The 19,946-nt window shown below is 72.8% G+C and carries 14 protein-coding genes; 7 read left to right on the forward strand and 7 right to left on the reverse strand.

Going from position 1 to position 19,946, the window contains the following annotated elements:
• Positions 1-67 precede the first annotated feature (67 nt).
• Together AB1673_08810 and AB1673_08815 are read left to right on the forward strand one after the other, a co-directional pair.
• Positions 68-538, forward strand: a complete 471-nt coding sequence (locus AB1673_08810) for a TadE/TadG family type IV pilus assembly protein (GenBank protein ID MEW6154071.1) — start codon at positions 68-70, stop codon at positions 536-538.
• Positions 535-2,538, forward strand: a complete 2,004-nt coding sequence (locus tag AB1673_08815) for a Tad domain-containing protein (GenBank protein ID MEW6154072.1) — start codon at positions 535-537, stop codon at positions 2,536-2,538. Before AB1673_08810 ends, AB1673_08815 begins: the two co-directional genes overlap by 4 nt.
• Positions 2,539-2,560: 22 nt before the next feature.
• On the opposite strand, the gene AB1673_08820 is transcribed toward AB1673_08815, so the two are convergent.
• The 5 genes from AB1673_08820 to AB1673_08840 all read right to left on the reverse strand — a co-directional run bounded on the left by AB1673_08820 (position 2,561) and on the right by AB1673_08840 (position 9,202).
• Positions 2,561-4,618 (reverse strand): dehydrogenase E1 component subunit alpha/beta, encoded by a 2,058-nt coding sequence (locus AB1673_08820; GenBank protein ID MEW6154073.1) that lies wholly within the window; start codon positions 4,616-4,618, stop codon positions 2,561-2,563.
• A 46-nt stretch (positions 4,619-4,664) separates the two neighbouring features.
• Positions 4,665-5,741 carry a Glu/Leu/Phe/Val dehydrogenase dimerization domain-containing protein gene (locus AB1673_08825; GenBank protein MEW6154074.1) on the reverse strand — a complete coding sequence of 359 codons (1,077 nt, stop codon included), beginning with the start codon at positions 5,739-5,741 and terminating at the stop codon, positions 4,665-4,667.
• Positions 5,742-5,766: 25 nt separating this feature from the next.
• Positions 5,767-6,129, reverse strand: coding sequence for a cupredoxin domain-containing protein (locus tag AB1673_08830; GenBank protein MEW6154075.1), 363 nt, complete (start codon positions 6,127-6,129; stop codon positions 5,767-5,769).
• Between the two features lie 71 nt (positions 6,130-6,200).
• Positions 6,201-6,848, reverse strand: coding sequence for a DNA-3-methyladenine glycosylase 2 family protein (locus AB1673_08835; GenBank protein ID MEW6154076.1), 648 nt, complete (start codon positions 6,846-6,848; stop codon positions 6,201-6,203).
• A gap of 2 nt (positions 6,849-6,850) precedes the next feature.
• A complete protein-coding gene (locus tag AB1673_08840; protein ID MEW6154077.1) occupies positions 6,851-9,202 on the reverse strand; it encodes a glutamine--tRNA ligase/YqeY domain fusion protein in 2,352 nt (783 codons plus the stop codon).
• A 108-nt stretch (positions 9,203-9,310) separates the two neighbouring features.
• On the opposite strand from AB1673_08840, the gene AB1673_08845 reads away from it, so the two are divergent.
• Complete coding sequence (locus AB1673_08845; protein ID MEW6154078.1) at positions 9,311-10,153, forward strand: class I SAM-dependent methyltransferase; 843 nt, start codon at positions 9,311-9,313, stop codon at positions 10,151-10,153.
• 1 nt (position 10,154) lies between these two features.
• On the opposite strand, the gene AB1673_08850 is transcribed toward AB1673_08845, so the two are convergent.
• Entirely contained in the window at positions 10,155-10,739 is a 585-nt protein-coding gene (locus AB1673_08850) for a DUF4389 domain-containing protein (protein MEW6154079.1), read from the reverse strand.
• 146 nt (positions 10,740-10,885) lie between these two features.
• On the opposite strand from AB1673_08850, the gene AB1673_08855 reads away from it, so the two are divergent.
• Positions 10,886-11,638, forward strand: coding sequence for a glucose 1-dehydrogenase (locus tag AB1673_08855; protein MEW6154080.1), 753 nt, complete (start codon positions 10,886-10,888; stop codon positions 11,636-11,638).
• A gap of 9 nt (positions 11,639-11,647) precedes the next feature.
• Here AB1673_08855 and AB1673_08860 read toward each other — a convergent pair whose 3' ends face one another.
• Entirely contained in the window at positions 11,648-14,356 is a 2,709-nt protein-coding gene (locus tag AB1673_08860; protein MEW6154081.1) for an AAA family ATPase, read from the reverse strand.
• Between the two features lie 168 nt (positions 14,357-14,524).
• Here AB1673_08860 and AB1673_08865 point away from each other — a divergent pair, with 168 nt between their 5' ends.
• The 3 genes from AB1673_08865 to AB1673_08875 all read left to right on the forward strand — a co-directional run bounded on the left by AB1673_08865 (position 14,525) and on the right by AB1673_08875 (position 19,941).
• Positions 14,525-17,797, forward strand: a complete 3,273-nt coding sequence (locus AB1673_08865) for a hypothetical protein (protein MEW6154082.1) — start codon at positions 14,525-14,527, stop codon at positions 17,795-17,797.
• Between the two features lie 12 nt (positions 17,798-17,809).
• Positions 17,810-18,328, forward strand: coding sequence for a hypothetical protein (locus AB1673_08870; GenBank protein MEW6154083.1), 519 nt, complete (start codon positions 17,810-17,812; stop codon positions 18,326-18,328).
• A gap of 125 nt (positions 18,329-18,453) precedes the next feature.
• Positions 18,454-19,941 carry a hypothetical protein gene (locus AB1673_08875; GenBank protein MEW6154084.1) on the forward strand — a complete coding sequence of 496 codons (1,488 nt, stop codon included), beginning with the start codon at positions 18,454-18,456 and terminating at the stop codon, positions 19,939-19,941.
• Positions 19,942-19,946 lie beyond the last annotated feature (5 nt).

Consider the following 19,946-nt stretch of genomic DNA (forward strand, 5'->3'; position numbering starts at 1 on the left):
GTCGGGTATCCCGGGATGATCGGCACCCGGGCTCAAGGAGTTGAGCCCTGATGACGACAAGGGACCTATGGCAGTGGGCCGCGTCCATCCCCGAGAAGCCGGAGCGGTGCTGGTCGAGACGGTCGTCGTCCTGCCCGTGCTGCTGGCCCTGGTGCTGGGGACCGTGTCGGGCGGCTTCGCCTACGCCCAGAAGATCGCCGTGGTGGACGCCGTGCGCGAAGGGGCCCGCTATGGGGCCAGCCTGCAGCTCGGCAGCGGCCCGACGGCCGTCGCCGACTTCGAGGCAGCCGTCAAGAACAGGGTGGTGAGCCTGTCGGGGGGTTCCCTCACCGCTCCTCAGGTCTGTGCCCGGCTCGTCCTGCCCAACGGGGGCAATGACTGCGGGGTGAACGACCCTGCGGGTGCGTCGGCCGAGCCGACAGTCCAGCTCGTCAAGGTCTCGGCCGCCACCCAGGCCACCCTCCAGTTCTTCTTCGCCAGCATGGACCTCACGCTCGACGGCCGGGCCGCGGCCCGCTACGAGAGGGACACGGGGTGAGCGGCCGGGCCCGGGAGTTGTTGGCCGCCCGCCGAGGCGACGAGCGGGGCCTGGCCATCGTGATCGTGTCGCTGATGGTCACGGGGATCGCCCTGATCGTGGCCTTGGTGGTCGACCTGGGCCAGGTGCGGACCGACCGGCGGATGAACAAGAGCGTCACCGACCTGGCGGCGCGCGCCGGGATCTCCCGGCTCCCCTTCGGTCCCTGGGCCGGGGTGTGCCGGGCACGGGGCTACCTGCTGGAGAACGCCTCGTTCTCGGTGTTCGACCCCGGCAGCGAGACGTGGTCCAACGCCGCCGCCCCCCCGACCGTGTACCCCTCCAACCCCTGCCCGGCCAACCCCCTCCAGCCCGACAGCACACCGTGCGCCCCCGACAACCCGGCCACGTGGGCCAAGCTCCAGGCGACGGCCGGCGGCGGGCGCTTCACCGTCGAGATCCAGAGCGGCTACTACCTACCCGACCCCCGGTTCCCCGAGGACGCGGGGCGGGGTGACACCGGCGACCCGGCCCAGGGGGGCTGTGACAACCTCTCGGTAGTCGTCACCCAGCTACGGCCCACCACCTTCGGCCAGGTCGCCGGCGCCGGCTCGATCACGTCGGTCATCCGCTCGGTCGGCCGGCTCAACGCCATCGAGACGATCGAGTTCGTGGCTGCCCTCCAGCTCCTGGAACGCAATGCCTGCAACGTCCTGCAGACCGGTGGTTCGAACACCCGCGTGATCTCCCAGGCCTTCGGCGAGTACCCGGGGACCATCCAGATCGACTCGGCGGCCGATTCCGGGAGTTGCCCCTCGCCCATCCTGAACTCCCAGTCGACCTCAGGCGGGCCGTCGGTGGTGGCCTGCAGTACCAACTCCACCAACCCGGCCTGCTCGGGCGGCACGGGAGTGCACAAGTCGCGAATCGGGATCTACGCCCTCAACTTCAACCGGCCACCGGGCAACATCACCAACGGCTTCCCGGCCACCTACGGCGACACCGTGGCCATCGCCTCGCCCCGCACCGGGCGCAAGTTCGCCGACCGCCGCTACCGCCAGAACGTCGTCGACCTCGACGCCGAGGTCCAGTCGGTGCTCACGGGCAACGGCGGGCTGCCCCCGGGGTGTACGTCGGTGTCCAACAATTCGTGTACCGGCAATGGGGTGACGTGGCTCGTGCTCAGCCAGAGCGACTGCAACAGCTTCGCCACCTTCTTCCTCATACCGGGGCGCTCCACGGCCCAGCACATCTGGTTCAACTGCGACATCACGGTCAACTCCGCGCTCACGTTGTCCGCCCCCAACTCCTACATCGTGATCAACGGAGCGCTCACGATCAGCGGCGCATTCACGATCTCCGACCCCCGCAAGGTCTACGTCTGGGGCCGGCCCAGTGGGAACCGGGTGGGCATCGACGTGGGCGGGTCGACGAGCATCCTCACCGTCAACAACGGCCTCAGCCCCACGTGCAGCCTGCGGACGGGCCCGGGCAACGCCAACCGGCTGGTCCTGGCCAACGGCCAGCTCAAGGTCGGCTCCGGGGCCACCCTGCGCCTGTGCCAGACCTTCGTGTACCTGGCCAGCGGTTTCGGCAAGGTGCCGGCCACCGACGGCACGGTCCCGTGCAAGACGTCGGCGTGCACCAGCTACACCGGGACGGTCAGCATCTCCAGCGGCGGCTTCGTCGACTGGTCGGCGCCCAACGAGATCACCGGCCGGCTCCCGACGGCCTCGGAGCTGGCCACCACCAACCGCTACGAGGACCTGGCCCTGTGGACCGAGGCCGGTGGCAACTCCAACGGGATGGCCGGGGGGGCCACGACCAGCATGGCCGGGTCGTTCTTCATGCCCAACGCCGACTCGTTCAACCTGACGGGCGGGGGTGCGCTGCCCGTCTACCTGAGTGCGCAGTTCATCGCCACCAGCCTCAAGGTCAGCGGTGGGGCCACCATCAACCTCGTCCCCAACCCCGAGGACTCCATCCCCACCGCCATCTACAACACGCTCCTGGTGCGGTAGGCGCTCGCGCCACCCGAGAGCGCTACTCGCCGAGCAGGGCGCGGGCGGCCGCCACGATGTGGTCGGGCTCGATGAGCAGGGCGGTTTCCTGGGCCCGGTTGTAGGGCATGGCCGGCACGTCGGGCATGGCCAGGCGGCGTACGGGGGCATCGAGGTCGTAGAAGGCCTCCTCGGCGGCCAGGGCGGCCACCTCGGCCCCCACCCCGAAGCTGACGTTGTCCTCGTGGACGACCAGCAGGCGGCCGGTGCGGCACACCGACGCCAGGACCGTGTCGCGGTCCAGCGGGGAGATCGTGCGCAGGTCGACGACCTCGACCGAGAACCCCTCGCCGGCCAGCGTTTCGGCCGCCGCCAGGGAGAGGTGGCGGTGGCGGCCGTAGGTGACGATGGTCATGTCGTCGCCCGCCCGGGCCACGTCGGCCACCCCGAGGGGGACCCGCCAGTCGCCCTCGGGCACCAGGCCCTTGACCCGCCGGTAAGTCAGCTTGTGCTCCAGGAAGAGCACGGGGTCGGGGTCGTCGACCGCCTCCCGCAACATCCCGGCCACGTCCCAGGGCGTGGACGGGCACACGACCTTGAGCCCGGCTACGTGGGCGTACACGGCCTCCACCGCCTGGGAGTGGTAGAGCGCCCGGTGGGTGCCCCCGCCCCAGGGCGCCCGCACCACCATGGGCACCGAGAAGTCGCCGTTGGACCGGTAGTGGACCTTGGCCGCCTCGTTGACCAACTGGTCGACGCACGAGTGCAGGAAGTCGGCGAACTGGATCTCGGCCACCGGGCGCAGGCCGGCCATGGCCAGGCCTATGGCGATGCCCACGATCGAGGACTCGGCCAGTGGGGTGTCGATCACCCGGGCCGGCCCGTAGCGGTCGAGCAGGCCGTCGGTGGCCCTGAACACCCCGCCCATGATCCCCACGTCCTCGCCCAGCACCACCACCCGCTCGTCGGCCGCCATCAGGTCGTCGAGGGTCTGGCGCACGGTGTCGAGGACGCTGCGCTCGGTGCCGGTTCCCGGGTGGGCAGGGCGGGGTCGGACCTCGACGTGTTGGACCACCTCGGCCGGCACCCGCGGGATGGGCCGCAGGGGCCGGGCCCACACCCGTGCGTAGGCCATGTCGGCGGTGGCGTCGGGCGCGGCCTCGGCCTGTTCGGCAGCCTCGTTTACCTCGTCGCGCACGTGTTCGGCCAGCTTCTCCTCGTCCTCAGCCGATAGCAAGGCGTGCTCGAACAGGTAGTCGCGCAGGCGGACCAGGGGGTCGCGCCGGCGCCAGGACTCGATCTCCGCCTCCGTGCGGTAGCGGCGGTCGTCGTCGTCGGAGGTGTGCGGCAGGAGCCGGTAGGTCTTGCACTCGACCAGGGTCGGGCCCCCGCCGGCCCGGGCCTTGGCCATGGCCGCGGCCGTCGCCCCGTAGACCTCGAGGGCGTCGTTGCCGTCGACGATGACCCCCTCGAAGCCGTAGGCCACCGCCTGGTCGGCCACGTTGGGCACGGCCGCCTGCATGGAGTGGGGGACCGAGATGGCATATCCGTTGTTCTCGCACACCAGGACGAGGGGCAGCTTGTGGATGCCGGCGTAGTTCAGGGCCTCGTGGTAGTCACCCCGCGACGACGTGGCTTCGCCGAACCAGCACACGGTCACCCGGTCCTCGCCGGCGATGGTGGCCGCGTTGGCCAGCCCGGCGGCGTGGGGGAGCTGGGTGGCGATGGGTGACGAGCCGGTGATGATGTTGAGCCGCCGGCACCCCCAGTGGCTGGGCATCTGGCGGCCGCCCGAGTTGGGGTCGCCGGGCCGGGCAAACCCGTTGAGGAACACCTCGGTGGGTGTCATGCCCAGGGTCAGCACGACGCCGTAGTCGCGGTAATAGGGGACGGCCACGTCGTAACCCCGGCGCAGAGTCCACGCCGAACCGACCTGGCACGCCTCCTGGCCGGCGCCCGGGATGATGAACGGGATCTTGCCGATGCGCTGGAGGTTCCACAGCTTCTGGTCGACCGTGCGGGTCAGCACCATCAGCCGGTACATGGCGACGAGGTCGTCGCCCGACAGGCCGAGCTCGGTGTGGCGCCCATCCCGCTTCATGTCCGCCTGCGTCATCTCCCTCCGACCGGAGCAGGGCCCATCGTGGTTACCCGTGGGCCCGGATCTGCTGGACGTGGGCCATCTCCTCCATGCGCCGTTCGGCCAGCCGGTCGGCGGCGTCGACGGTGGTGACGCCCTCGGCCTCGGCTGTGCGCAGGACCAGCGCGGTGGTGTCGAACACCCGGGTCACGGCCTTCAAGGCTCTCTCGGGGTGGTAGCCCCGGGGCGAGAGCTCCTCGGCGATGTTGATCAACCCGCCCGCGTTCACCACGTAGTCCGGCCCGTAGAGCACACCCGCCTCGGCCAGGAGCTTGGCGCCTGCGGGCTCGGCCAGCTGGTTGTTGGCCGAGCCGACGACGGCCGCGCACCGCAGTCGGGGGATGGTAACGGCGTCGAGCAGGCCGCCCAAGGCGCACGGGGCGAAGATGTCGCAGGCCATGGTGTGGGCGTCGGGCACGTCGGTGGCCTCGACCCCGAAGCGCTCCACCATGCGGGCCACGGCCCTGTCGTTGACGTCCGCCACGGTCACCTTGGCCCGCTCCTCGACCAAGAGGCGGACCAGGCCGCTGCCCACCTTGCCAACGCCCGACACCACGACGTGGCGGCCGGTGAGGGCGGTGTCGTGCCACAGGTGACGGGCCGTCGCCTTCATGGCGTGGAGAACGCCGAGGGCGGTGGCCACCGACGGGTCCCCTGACCCGCCCAGCTCGACGCTGGAGCCCGAGACCCAGGCCGTCTCCCGGCGGACCAGGTCCATGTCAGCCTGGGTGGTGCCCACGTCCTCGGCCGTGATGTACCGGCCCCCCAGGGAGCCCACGAACCGGCCGTAGGCCCGCAGCAGGCCCTCGGTCTTGTCGACCGCGGGGTCACCGATGATCACCGCCTTGCCGCCGCCCAGGTCGAGGCCGGCCACGGCCGCCTTGTAGGTCATGCCCTTGGCCAGGCGCAGGACGTCCTCCAGGGCGGCGTCCTCACTGGGGTAGGGGTAGAAGCGGGTGCCCCCCAGGGAGGGGCCCAGCCGGGTGGAGTGGACCGCCACTATCGCCCGCAGCCCGGTCGCCCGGTCCTGGCAGAAGACCACCTGCTCGTAGCCGTCCGCCCCGATGCGGTCGAACACGTTCACGCGCCGCTCAGGCTATATGCCTTCGTCAGCGGACGATCAGCGTGGCGGTCTGGTGGGCCGGGTGGAGCTGGCAGTAGATCTTGAACGTGCCGCCCCGGGTCGCCCTGAACTCGATCTCGACCGTCTGGTTGGGCCCGACGACCTCGCTGATGCGGTAGCCCACGATCGAGAAGCCGTGCTCGCGGTCGGTGCCGTTGCCCACCCGCAGCACGACGGGCTGCTCCTGGTCGACGGTGATGGTCTGGGGGGTGAACCCGGGGGCGCCGTCGACGACGGCGGCCGCGATGGACCGGGTGGCGGTGTCGCGCCCGCAGGCGGCGGTGGTGAGGGCAAGGGCGGCGGCCGCGGCCACCGCCACAGCCCGCCGGCGGAGGAGTTCGGTTCTCACAGGTCCCGTACCGTACAAGTTCGGGCTTGGGCGGCGACAACCCGGGCGGCTGCGGGCACCGGTCAGGCTGCTCACCAGTCGGGGGCCAGGCCGTCCACGGCCCGCCAGCAGTACCAGGCGGCCACGCTCCTCCAGGGCCGGTAGAGCTCACCCAGCGGGGCCAGCTCCCGGGCCGAGGGAGCCTGGGCCAGGGCGTGCATGCGGGCGTAGCCGGCCCGGACCCCGAAGTCCCCGGTGGGCCACACGTCGGGCCGGCCCAGGTGGAACATCAGGAACATGTGGGCCGTCCACGGCCCGATGCCCCGCACCGCGGTGAGGCGTTCGACGACCTCGTCGTCGCCCTGGCGGTGCCACTGGCCCAGGCGCACCGTGCCGTCGCCGACCTTGGCGGCCAAGTCCTTGATGGACGCCACCTTGGCGGAGGACAGGCCCACCGACCGCAGGACGGCGTCGTCGGTGGCGGCCACCGCCCCGGCCGTGGGCCGCCCGCCGTAGACGGCCACGAACCGCCCGTGGATGGCAGCCGCCGCCTGGCCCGCCAGTTGCTGGTAGCAGACGGCCCGGGCCAGCGCCCCGAAGGCCCCGCCCGCCACCCTTCCCGGGCCCAGGCGGCAGGGGCCGGCCCAGGCCATCACCGCCGCCAGGGCGGGGTCGGCGGCGGCCAGGGTGGCCTCGGCCTCCGACCACCGTCGCGGGGAACCGGCTGGGGCCGTGGGCACCTTCAGCCCAGGCGCTCGGCCAGCACCTGGCGGACGACCTGGGGGTTGGCCCGGCCCTCGGACGCCCGCACGGCCTGGCCCACGAAGAACCCGAACAGCGCCGTCTTGCCCTGGCGGTACTGGCGCACCTTCTCGGCGTTGGCGGCCAGGACCTCGTCGACGACGGCCGCCACGGCCGCCTCGTCGCTCACCTGGGCCAGGCCCCGGGCGGCCACGATGGCCAAAGGGTCGCCGCCGCGGGCCACCAGCTCGGCCAGCACCTCCTTGGCGGCGGCGGCCGTGACCGTTCCCTCCTCGACGGCCGAGACCAGGGCGGCCAGGGCCACCGGGGTGAGGGCCGACTGGGCCAGCGGGCGCTCGCCCAGGGCGGGGGGGAGCTCGTTGAGCACCCACTTGGCCACCGCTCCCGCGGGTGCTCCGGCGGCCACGGCCCCCTCGAAGAGGTCCCCGACCGGCCGTTCGCCGGTGAGCAGGTCGGCTTCGTCGGCGCTCAGCCCGTAGCGGGCCGGCCAGGCCTCGTGCCGTTCGGCCAGCACCGGGTCGCGCAGGCGGGCCTCGGCCCGGAACTCGCGGGGACTGCGCCGGGGCGGCCGGGTACGGGCCTTGGCCGACTTCGGCCGTTCGCCGCCGGTTGCCTTGCCGCCCGCGCCGCCGCCCGGCTCGGCGGTCGCCTGCCAGGAGTCCCGCAAGGTGACGACCCGGTTGAGCACCAGGGCGCCGGGCCGGGAGCTGGCCGTGTCGACGACGAAGTAACCGACCCGCTCCAGTTGCCAGTGGCTCCCCGGCTCGGCCGCCGTGGCCAGGTGAGGCTCGAGCATGGCCCCGGTCACGACCTCCAGCGACGACGGGTTGAGCGCCGCGGCCAGGTCACCCTCGTCGTCGGGCCGGGCGGCCCGGAAGAGCCGGTCGTAGAGGCGGACCTCGGCCGGCACCGCCCCGGCGGCCGGCACCCAGTGGACCACGCCCGACACCTCCACGCCCTCGGGGGCCCGCCCGACCGAGCCGGGCACGTGGTGGCCCCGCACCTCCACCACCTCGCCGTCCTCCTCGACGACCTCGTCGCAGGTGACGCAGTAGCCGTGGCGCAGCCGGACCGTACGGCCGGGTGCCAGCCGCTGGTAGCCGGGCGGGGGGTCGAGGCTGAAGTCGTGGCGTTCGATGAGCAGGTGGCGGCCGAAGGGGACGGTCCGCTCGCCGGCCCGGCCCACGTCGGGCGGGAAGAGGGGGGCGGTCAGGTGCTCGACGCTGTCCTCGGGCCACGACGTGACGGTCAGCCGCAGGGGCCGGAGCACGGCCATGGCCCGGGGCGCCACCCAGTTGAGGTCGTCGCGGACGCAGAACTCGAGCTTGCCCAGGTCGACCACCGAGTTGACCTTGGCCACGCCGATCAGGTCGGCGAAGGCCCGGATAGCCTCGGGCCGGTAGCCGCGGCGGCGCATCCCGGCGATGGTGGGCATGCGGGGGTCGTCCCAGCCGCTCACGTGACCCTCCTCGACCAGGCGCAGGAGCTTGCGCTTGCTCAGGACCGTGTGGTCGAGGTTCAGCCGGGCGAACTCGATCTGCTGGGGCCGGCTCAGGCCCCGGCGCTCGGAGACCCCGGTGTTGGCCACCACCCAGTCGTAGAGCTCCCGGTTGTTCTCGAACTCCAGCGTGCAGATGGAGTGGGTGATGCCCTCGATGGCGTCCGAGATGGGGTGGGCGTAGTCGTACATGGGGTAGATGGGCCACTCGTCCCCGGTGCGGTGGTGGCGGGCGTGGCGCACCCGGTACAGCAGCGGGTCGCGCATCTTCATGTTGGCGGCCGCCATGTCGATGCGGGCCCGCAGCACGCACTCCCCGTCGGCTGCCTGGCCCGAGCGCATCCGGCCCAGCAGGGCCAGGTTCTCCTCGACGGACCGGTCGCGGTACGGCGAAGGCCGGCCCGGCTCGCTCAGCGAGCCCCGGTGCTGTCGTATCTCGTCCTCGCTGAGGTGGTCGACGTAGGCCTTGCCGGCCTTCACCAGGCCCTCGGCCAGGTCGTACATCTCGGCGAAGTAGTCGGAGGCGAACAGCGCCCGCTCCCCGAACGAGAACCCCAACCACTCGACGTCGCGCTGGATCGACTCCACGTACTCGACGTCCTCGGCCAAGGGGTTGGTGTCGTCGAAGCGCAGGTTGCACTTGGAGCCGTACTGGGCGGCGATGCCGAAGTTCAGGCAGATCGACTTGGCATGCCCGATGTGGAGGTAGCCGTTGGGCTCGGGTGGGAAGCGGGTGACCACCCGGCCGCCGTGGCGGCCGGAACGCAGGTCGGCCTCGATGATCTCGCGGATGAAGTCGGACCGGGCCGGCTCCGCCCGCTCGGCGGTGGTCACGGTCGGCAACTCTACCGGTGCGTCCTCTCCCGCCCGCTGTGCAGCCGCTGGCCCCGCCCGCCTACTGTCGGCCGCCGGGCGGTGACACCACCGGAAGCGAGGAGGGCGATGAGCGGGGACGCGAAGGTGGGGGCGGCGGGCGTGCTGGAGGACGAGGGGAGCCGGCCCGGCGACCGCTGGCGGGCCGGGATCGAGGCGGCGGCCCTGCCCGAGGAGCTGCGCCGCAAGTCGTCCGACGCCCGGGTGGGCCTGACCCCCGACCGGTTCCGCTTCCGGCCCGAGGAGGACGCCACCAAACCCGTACGGCCGTCTCGCCGGCGGGCGCTGGAGGCCCTGCCCGAGGGGGGCACCGTGCTCGACGTCGGCTGCGGGGCGGGGGCGTCGAGCCTCGGCCTGGCGGCCAAGGCCGGCCTGATCATCGGCTTCGACCGCATCGAAGCCATGCTCGAGGCCTTCGCCGAGACGGCGGCCGAGCTGGGCGTCGAGGTGCGGGCCGTGCTCGGCACCTGGCCCGAGGTGGCCACCGAGGCCGGGACCGCCGACGTGGTCGTCTGCCACCACGCCATGTACGGGGTGGCCGAGGTCGAGGACTTCGTCATGGCTCTGACGGCCGCGGCCCGCCACCGGGTGGTGCTCGAGCTGTCCGAACACCCGCCCCAGTCAGGCCTCGAACCGCTGTGGAAGGCGATCCACGGGATCGACCGGCCCCGGCGTCTGGTGGCCGACGAGGCCCAGGCCGTCCTCTCGGCCCTCGGTCTCGCGGTGGAGCGGGAGGACTTCGTGGTCCCGCCCCAGCCCACCGAGGTGACCGAGGAGGTGGTGGCCATCGTCCGTGGCCGCCTCATGGTCGGCCCCGAGCGCGACGCCGAGATCGCGGACCTCCTGCGGGCCCGCGTACCCAGCGAGCACCGGGTAGCCGCCCTCTGGTGGCCCGGCGCGGCCCTGGCTTGAATCAGGTCACGGCGAACGGGGGGTAGTCGTCGACCAAGAGGTAGCCGTAGGCGCTGACCCGGATGCTGAGGCGGCCGGTGGCGACCAGGAAGCGGCGCATGCCCTCGGGCCAGCGCCCGGTGAACAGCACGGCGAAGAAGCCGGCGAAGGCCACCACCATGGCCGCCAGGCTCACGAACGCGAGGTAGATGGCGATGGGGATGATCCAGATGAAGCGCAGGCCCACGGTGAGCCGGTTGCGGTCCTCGAGGCGGGGGGCGAGGTCGACCCGTAGCGGGTCGCCCCCGGGGTCGGCCGGGGTCATCGAGAAGTCGAAGGCCGGGTAGGGCTCGCGCAGCCACAGCGCGTAGCTGTAAGCCCGGGCCGTATAACGCAGGACCAGGCACTGGAAGTTGGCCAGCGACTCCGGCAACCTTCCCGTGAACACGATGATGAACCAGCTGACGAAGCCGATCACCCCGCCGACCTGGCCCAGCACGCTGGCGATCATCAAGTGGGGGACCGCCAGCAGCCAGTGGACCAGCGGGCGCCAGTTGGCCACCTCCACCGGGGCGTCGAGATCGAGATCGGCCGGGTAATCGTCCATGCGGCCCCCTCCTTGTGCTTGAGCCTGAACCGAGAGTACGGGGTGGCCGCGGTCTTCGCTCGGCCCGGCGGTAGGGCCGCGTGCCCGGTGGGTAGCGTCTCTGGGAGACCAACGGCGGCTGGAGCCGCCCAGAGGAGGCGAGGCGTATGGCGAGGCTCGACGGCCGGGTGGCAATGGTCACCGGAGCGGCCAGTGGGATAGGGCGGGCGACGGCCGAGCGGCTGGCGGAGGAGGGGGCCGCCGTCCTGGTGACCGACATCCAGGACGACGCCGGCGTGAAGGTGGCCGCCGGGATCCGCGACCGGGGGGGCCGGGCGGCGTACGTCCACCACGACGTGACCGACGAGGAGCAGTGGCGCCAGGCCGTGGCCCGGGCCGAGTCGGAACTGGGCGGGCTCGGCATCCTGGTCAACAACGCCGGCGTGGGCGACCTGGCCCCCATCGAGGAGGCCACCACCGAGCAGTACGACCGGACCATCGCCATCACCCAGACGAGCGTCTTCTACGGGATGAAGCTGGCGGCCGACCTGCTCAAGGCCTCCGGGCACGGCTCGGTCGTGAACATCAGCTCGATATTCGGGGCCAGCGGCGGGTTCGGCACCTCGCCCGCCTACCACTCGGCCAAGGGTGCCGTTCGCACCCTGACCAAGAACGTGGCCCTGCACTGGGCCACCAGCGGCGTGCGGGTCAACTCCGTGCACCCTGGCTTCATCGACACGCCCATCCTCGATCAGGCCAAGGGCACCGAGTTCGAGGTGGCCATGATCGCCCTCACCCCCATGGGCCGCCTGGGGCTGCCTTCGGAGGTGGCTGCCATGGTCGCCTTCCTGGCCAGCGACGACGCCTCGTTCGTCACCGGGGCCGAGTTCTACGTCGACGGCGGTTACCTGGCCCGCTAGGCCGAGGGACTAGCCCACGTGGGCCACCAACTGGCGGCGGGACCGGATGCCGAGCTTGGCAAAGACGTTGGCCAGGTGGTACTCGACGGTCTTCACGCTGACCACCAGCTCGGCCGCCACCTCCTTGTTGGTCCGGCCGGCGGCTGCCAGGCGGGCCACGGCCAGCTCCTGGGGCGTGAGCGGCGGGCGAGAGGGGTACGGCCCGCGGCGCGGTGACGGGGCCAGCCCGGTACCCGCCAGCTCTCGGTCGGCTCGTTCGAGGAAGGGAACGGCCTGGACGGCCAGGAAGGTCTGCCGGGCCCCGCTCAGCTCGGCGAACGCCGCCCGCCGCTCGCCCGCCCGGCGCAGGAACCGTCCGTAGCAGTAGCGGGCCAGCGCCTCATCGAAGGGCGCGGGTACGGCGGCCGCATGCTCGACGGCCAGCGCGAAGGCTTGGCGGGCCAGTTCCGGCCGGCCCCGGGCCAGCTCCAGCGCGCCCCGGGCGCGGGAGGCGGCCGCCTGGGACGACCGGCGGCCCCGCTCGGCCGCCAGTTCTTCGTAGGGCGTGAGGACGGCGTCGGCCTCGTCCAGCCGGCCCAGCGTGACGAGAGCCTCGGCGTAGAGCTCCCGCCAGGGCATCGTGCCCGGTTCGTAGGAACCGGCCCGGTTCCGGAAGCTGAGGATGGGCTTGACCGCCTCGACCACGCCGGTGGGGTCCCCCTGTGCCCACGCCAGGTGGGCGGCCGCGCTGGCCGCGTAGCCGCGGTTGGCCTCCTCGGTCTCGGGCAGGGCGGCGGCGGCCTCGACGGCCCGGCGGGCATGGGCGCCGGCCAGCTCCCACAGACCTCGGCCGGCGGCCGGGAACACGACCATGGAGTGCGTCCCGCCCAGTAGCCAGGCCTGATCGGAGTCCTCGGCCAGCGAAGCTGCCTGGTCGGCATGGGCCAGTGCGTCGTCCCACAGGCCCAGCCGGTACTCGGCGTCGGCCAGGTGGGTCAGGAATATGGCCGCCTCCTTGAGATGGCCCCAGCGGTTCACCTGGGTGACGGCCGCCAGCAGGTCGTCCCTCGCCCCTTCCAAGTGGTCGGTCCACAACCGAACCACGCCCCGGCCCAGCAGGCGGTCGACATCCGCGGGGCTCAGGCCAGCCGTGCCGCTGGGGGGATCGAAGCCCTCGACCAGGCCCAAGGCCTCCTCGGCCCGCCCCGAGTTGGCCAGGCCGGTCATCAGGCGACTGACGGCGGCCACCCGGGCCGAGGCCTCGGGATGGGCCTGAGCAGCCCGTCGCGCCCACTGGGCGGCCTCTGTCCCGCGGCCCTGGATGAGCATGAGCTGGGCCAACTGAGCGGCCGTGTGGGCCGCCTCGGCCCCGTGAGACCCTCCGGCCCAGGATGCCTCCAGGAGGGCCTCGGCATCCGAGAGACGTCCGGTCAACAGGGCCAGGTGGCCCAGCACGAGGTCTCGCCGGGAGCTGGCCGGCAGGCGGGCCAGCTCGGCGGCATAAGCGGAGGCCTCGCTGGCGTTCCCGGCCAGCACCAGCAGGCGCACCGCCTCCACCAGCCGGCGTTCGCCGACGGCGGCCGCCGGCGACAGGCGGGCGGCCGAGAGCATGTGCTCGGCGGCCGCGCCCACGGCCCCTTCGGCGGCTTCGCCGGTGGCCGCGGCCTCCAGCTCGGTCGCCAGATCTGCGTCCTCGACCAGCGCGGCGGCCACGCGGTGATCGAGCCGCGCCGCTCCGGTCGTGAGATCGGCGGCCCGGCCGTGCAGGGACGTTCGCCTGGCCGGGCCCAGGTCCTCGTAGACCGCCGCCCTCACCAGCGGGTGCGAGAACGCCAGCTCCCAGCCCGCGGCCCGGGACCGGGCCGAGAGCATCCCGGCCTCGACGGCCGCGTCGACCGCGGCGCCGGGGTCGTCCACACCGGCCACCCGGGCGGCCAGGCCGAGAGGACATCGGGGGCCCAGGCAGGCGGCGGCCACGACCAGGTCCCGGGCCGGGGCCGCCAGCGCGGCCAGGCGGGAGAGCACCAGCGACGAGTAGGCCCGGGGCGCGGGGAGAGGCCCGCCCGAGCGGAGGTCGTCGGGGCTGAGCTCCTCCAGCAGGGCGCGAGCGTGCAGCGGGCTGCCTCGGGTGTGGTCGGCCAGGCGCTCGAACGTGCGCCGGGGCAGGTCGCGCAGGCCCAGGCCGTGTGCCAGTTCGGCCAGCTCGCGGGCGTCGAGGCCCGTGAGCTCCATCCGTTCGCCGGTTTCGCCGCCCGCCAGCCGGACGAGGCCCGCGGGCAGGGGGGCTCCGCTCCGGCCCACGAGAACCCCCAGGACTGGGTCGGCCCGGAGCCGCCGGAGGGCGAAGGCCAGGGCCGACAGCGACGGCCCGTCGGCCCAGTGGACGTCGTCGACGAACACCGCCAGCGGCTGTTCGGCCCCCAGAGTGCCGAAAAGGTCGACCAGAGCCGAGCCCGCGGCCCACTGCTCGTCGGGACGGGCGCGGTGGTCCCGGCTCAGGGCGCGACCGGGGGCCAGCCCGGCGAGGAGCTGGTCGACGACGCCGTAGGCGAGGCCGGTCTCGTCCTCGGCCCCGGTGGCCGACAGCACCCGGAAGCCCTCGGCCATCTCCCGGGCCTGGCGGGCGAGGGCCGTCTTGCCTATCCCGGCCGGGCCTTCGATGAGCACGAAGGACGGGCTCCCCAAGCGTGCGGCTTCGGCGCGGGCGGCCAGCCGCCCGATCTCGGCCTCCCGCCCCACGAATAGGTTGGGTTCTGGCAGGTTGGGGTCTGGCTGGGCCAGGACGCGCCTCCACGACTCGCTCTCGACAAAGTCCCCCTGCCGGTTCGTTATACCCCGGCGGCGGCCGATCACTAGGGATTTTCCCTGGGGCGAACAACGGCGCCCGGCCCTAGGTTCCAGGCCAGGATGAGGGCACGGGTGGTATCGGCATTGCTGGCCACGGCGGTGTGGGTGGGAACGGTGCTGGATGCCCCACCCTCGGGTGCTCTGCCGATCGACCCCCTGGACCTGCCCGAGCTGCCGTTCGAGTTCTTCGAGGCTCCGCCCGACGGCTTCGCTTGGCAGGTCCCGTCGAACTTCGGGCCCACTCGCAACGGGATCGTCGACTATCGATGGAACGAGGAGGCCGGCAGCCGTTTCGACGGGCCGGCCTATACCTACGACCCGGCCTACGTGCGGCCCGCCAGCCGGACCGCCTACTTCGACGGGTGCCCGACCAAGGCCGAAGCCGAAGCCCCGGGCACCACCACCTACGTGTACACGTGGTCCGTCCACGACCCCGTGACCGGGGCGGCCATGGGCGCTGGTCATTCGGCCCGCAGCTGTGAGTGGTCGCGATCGTTCGACCTCGACCCTGTGACCGGGCGGTCGGCGCCCGTGACCGTCCGCCTCACGATCACCACTACCGAGGGTGCCCCTTATCCCGGCTACCCGTCGGGCAAGACGTTCGACGAGCAGCTCGTCGAGGTCCGCGACATCCTGGTGGTGTCCCTGGGCGACTCCTACGGTTCGGGCGAGGGCGCCCCCGACGCCCCCCAGGTCATCGACGGGCTGGGCTTCGTGGCGTCCCCGGCCCGGTGGGTCGACAAGCGTTGCCACCGCTCGGCCAACGCGCCGTCGGCGGTGGCCGCCCGCCAGCTCGAGGCCGCCGACCCTCACAGCACGGTGACCTTCCTGTCGTTCGCGTGCTCGGGGGCGACGATCTCGACGCCCTATTTCGGCGACCAGGCCAAGCTCGACCCCTACCGGGCCGCCCCGGCCGGGGGTTTCGAAAAGCCCGTGGGCACGGGCGTGCTCGGTCCCTACCGGGGCGTCGACCCGCCCGACCCCGACGACTGGTCTGACGCCGGCAAGCTGCCGTCCCAGGTCGACCAGCTGCGCCGAGCGCTGACCAACGGCGACCCGGGCACCACCGCCCGCCACATCGACGCGCTGACCATCAGCGCCGGGGGCAACGACATGGGCTTCGGGCCGGTGGCGCTGGTCTGCACCCTCTACTACGAGTGCCAGGACCACTTCGTCTCCGGGGCCCTGGGCGAGGGGCCCGTACGGCTCTCGCACCGGTTCGGGCAGTCGGTGGCCACGATGGCTGCCCGCTACGCGGCCCTGGGCGCGGCGCTGTCCGACCTGGAGATCGGCCACACCTACGTCACCCAGTACCCCGACCCGAGCCGCACGACGGGCGGGGCGTTGTGCCCCAAGATCCTCGACGACGTGATCCCGGTGTGGATGGCTCCCCTGCTGGCCCCGATCGCGGTGATCGAGTCCCAGCCCGCCCCTCTGCCTCCCTACCAGATCGACGGCGGGGACCGGCCGGGCGGGGGCGAGGTGGGCTGGGCCGGTTCGGCTGTCCTGGCTGCCATGAACGGGGCCGTCGCTTCGGGGGCGGCGGCCAACGGTTGGACGCTGGTCGACGGGATCGCCGACGGCACCGCCAACCTGTTCTCGGGCCACGGGTACTGCGCGCCCGACAACTGGATCCGGACGGCGACCGAGTCGGTGGCCATGCAGGGCCCGTGGGACCCCCCGGCGGTGTGCAACGTGGGCCTCATGGTGCTCAACCCGATCGTCTTCCTGGCTGCCTGTGCGCCCCCGGCCACCACCGAGACGACGGGCACCCTCCACCCCACGGCCCGCGGCTACCAGGCCATCGCCGGGCGTCTGATGGCCAAGATGCGCCCCGACCTGCTTCCGGCGCCGCCGGCTGGCGATCCCCCCGGCCCCGCCTTCTCGGAGGCGCGCGCGGGCGCGCTGGTGGGCGACGACGGGTGGCTGACGGGCAACGCCGGGCCAGGGCCGTGCGCCGGTGGGGCGCCGGCCTGCGCCCCGGTCACGGTTACCGCCTCGGTGCCGGCCACCACCTCGCTGCTCGGGGTCTCGGTGGCGGTGAACGGCTCGCCTCTGGCGTGCCCGGCCGCGGGAGCCACCACCGGGGCCGTTACGTGCCGGTCGGAGCTGACCGGCACCCAGACCAATGTGTGGTCCTTGAGCTTCGGGGCCGACGGCATCTACCAGGTCGAGACCACGGCCACCGCCCGCAACGGCACCCGGTCCGAGTCGGCCTTCCAGTACAAGGTCGACTTGAACGACCCCACAGCTGCCTCTGCCACCGCGACCTCGTCGGTCCCGGCGACCGGGGGCTGGTACCGGGTACCGGTCGACGTGCTGCTCGCCGGCCAGGACGCGCCGGGTGGGTCGGGGATCGGCGGCCTCGAGTACCGGGTGAACGGCGGCCCCCCCCAGACGGTCCCCGACGGCACGACAGTGACGTTCGACAGCGACGGGGAGCACTTGCTGGTCGTACGGCCCGTGGACCGGGCCGGCCGCCGGGGCGCTGAGGCGCCCCCGCTCATGGTGAGGATCGACCGGCAGGCGCCCACCATCGGCTGCGGGGAGCCCGACGGCGTCTGGCACGCGGCCGACGTGGGCGTCGCCTGCACCGCCATCGACGGCGGTTCGGGGCTGGTGACGCCCGGCGACGGGTCGTTCACGCTCATGACGGCCGTGCCGGAGGGCACCGAGACGGCCGAGGCCGCGACCGGGAGCCGGGCCGTCTGTGATGTGGCGGGCAACTGCGCCACCGCCGGCCCTGTCGGTGGCCACCGGGTCGACCGCCGAGCGCCCGACGTCATGATCAGTGCGCCGGTGCCGGGGCGCTACGTCGTCAACCAAGTGGTGACCGCCGCCTACAGCTGTACCGACGGCGGCTCCGGCGTGGCGGCGTGCGAGGGCCCGGTCCCGCCCGGTGCCGCGCTCGACACGTCGACGGTGGGCCAGGCCGAGCTCGTGGTCCATGCCGCCGACCACACCGGCAACCGGTCCCAGGGAGCCGTCTCCTACTCGGTCGGCTACGCCACCTGCCTGCTCTACGACGCCGACCGCCCCCGGCAGGCCGGCAGCGCGGTGGTGGTCACGGTCCAGCTCTGTGACGCGGCCGGCTCCAACCTGTCTTCTTCCCAACTGAGGCCTGAGGTCGTGGGCGTGGTGGAGGTCGCGACCGGGGCGGTGGTCCCGCTGAGGTCACCGGGGCGATCGAACCCCGAGAGCAGCTTCCGGTTCGAGGACGGGGCGTACTCGTTCACCCTCTCGACCTCGGGCTACCGGCCCGGTCGCTACGAACTGAGGTTCACCGTTGCGGGCGACGCCGGCGTGCACGCCGCCCCGTTTACGGTCCGATGAAGGAGGGCAACTGTGAGCAGGACAGTGCTGGCACGGAGGCTCGGTCGCCTGTGCGTGGTGATGGCGCTGGTGTCCACCGCGGTGGCTGCGGCCTGGAGCCCAGCGGCGGCCGACGCCACGACGGCCAACCAGCGGGTGCGGATCGTCTTCGCCGGTGGGTACTCGGGGGTGGCGTTGGCCTCGGGGGTCATCAACGCCGTCGGGGCCGCCCAGGAGGAGAGCACTCTGCACCCCGACGGGTCATTCGTGGGGAGGCTCACCTTCCGATTCCCTTTGGGCACGGTCACGGCCCCCTTCGAGGGCCAGGTGACGTCGGTGACCGTCGACCCCACGACCTGCGTGGGGCGGTTCACCTCGGTGGGCAGCTTCACCATCGGTTCGGCCACCGGGCTCTACCGCGGGACCACCGGGCACGGCACCTTCACCGAGGCCGGGATGTTCAACTCGCTTCCCACCCCCTCTGGTTGTAGCCCCGAACCCCTGCTGCGCACCCTGCTGGTCACCGAGGCCGTCGCCCACATCTCGCGCTGATCCCCGGGGCCACCGTTACGGTCCGTTAACGGTCTGGTTACGGCGCGTTCGTAGATTCCCCCCCAGGCGCCTGTCCGGGCGCTGGGGCCGTGCCGGCCGCAAGCCGTCATGAGAGGGAGGGAACGGTGCGGGTTCGTTCGGGAAGGTGGGCGGTCGGGAGCAGGCTGCGGGTCGCCGTGGCCGGTGCCGTGCTGGTCGGCACGATGGCCGCCTGTGGTGACGACGGTCCGTCCGAGGTCAGCGGGGCCCCGGCCGAGCCCCGGGCAGGTACGTTCACGACCTGGGTGCTGGCCTCGGGCGCCGACGTGGCCGTGCCCGCGCCGCCCCAGGGCGCGCCGACCCAAGCTGACGTCGAGCGGGTGAGGCAGGAGGCCTCGTCGCGCACGCCCGAGGTGCTGGAAGCCATCGAAAAGTGGAGCGCCCCCCTGGCCGTCGAGCCGTGGATGCAGGTCGTGTTCGACCTGGTGGCCCGCAGCGAGAAGAACCCGCCGCTGTCGTCGCGCAACTACGCGCTGGTCAGCATCGCCATGAACGACGCCATCGTGTCGTCCTACTACTGGAAGTACCGCTACAACGTCGACCCGCCCAGCGGCGTCGACCGGGCCGTCCCTGCCAGCGCCGACCCCTCCTACCCCTCCGAGCACGCGGCCATGGCCGGGGCCGCCTCCCGGGTCATCGCCCACCTCTACCCCAACGAATCGGCCCTGCGGCTCGACGAGATGGCTGACAACGCAGCGTGGACGAGGGTCCAGGCCGGCACCAACACGCCCACCGACGTCGAGGCCGGGCTGGCCCTGGGCCGTGAGGTGGCCGAGAAGGTCATCGCCTACGCCAAGACAGACCGTTCCGACGCCGTGTGGGACGGCCGGCGGCCGGCCGGCATCGGGCGGGGACCGGCGTTCTGGGAACCGCCGCCGGGCTCGGTGGCCAACCCGGCTGCCCCCCTGGGTGGCACGTGGAAGACCTTCGTGCTGCGCTCACCCAGCCAGTTCCCCTCGCCGCCCCCGCCAGCCTACAACTCGGCCGAGTTCCGGGCCTCGGCCCAGAAGCTCATCGACATCAAGAACAACCTGACCCCCGAGCAGGCGGCCATCGCCAAGTTCTGGGAAGGGGCGGAGGGCACCCCCCTGCCGGCCGGCATCGTGAACGAGGTCTACTTCGAGGACCTGCGGGAGGCGGCCACCGCGGGCGAGCCGTCGCAACGGGCCACGCTGCCGTGGCTGGCCCGGGCCGTGGCCCTGCTCAACGTGGCCATGTCCGACGGGGGGATCGCGGTGTGGGCCGAGAAGTACCAGTACTGGTACCCCCGGCCCGAGAACGGCATCCGTGACATCGGTCTCGACCGCAGTTGGACGCCCCACCTGCCCACGCCGTTCTTCCCGGCCTACCCCTCGGGCAGCGCGGGCTACGCCGGGGCAGCCGAGGCGGTGATGGCCCACCTGTTCCCGTCGAAGGCGGCCGAGTTCAACCGCCGGGCCGAAGAGCAGGCCCTCTCCCGCCAGTACGCCGGCATCCACTGGGACTTCGACGCCGTCAGCATCGACGGGGGCCGCCTGGTCGGCAAGGCCGTCGTCGATCGGGCCATGGGCGACGGGGCCGGCACCCGTCCCTGACCCGA

Source organism: Actinomycetota bacterium (assembly GCA_040754375.1).
In the GTDB taxonomy this organism is placed as follows: Bacteria; Actinomycetota; Acidimicrobiia; order Acidimicrobiales; family AC-14; genus JBFMCT01.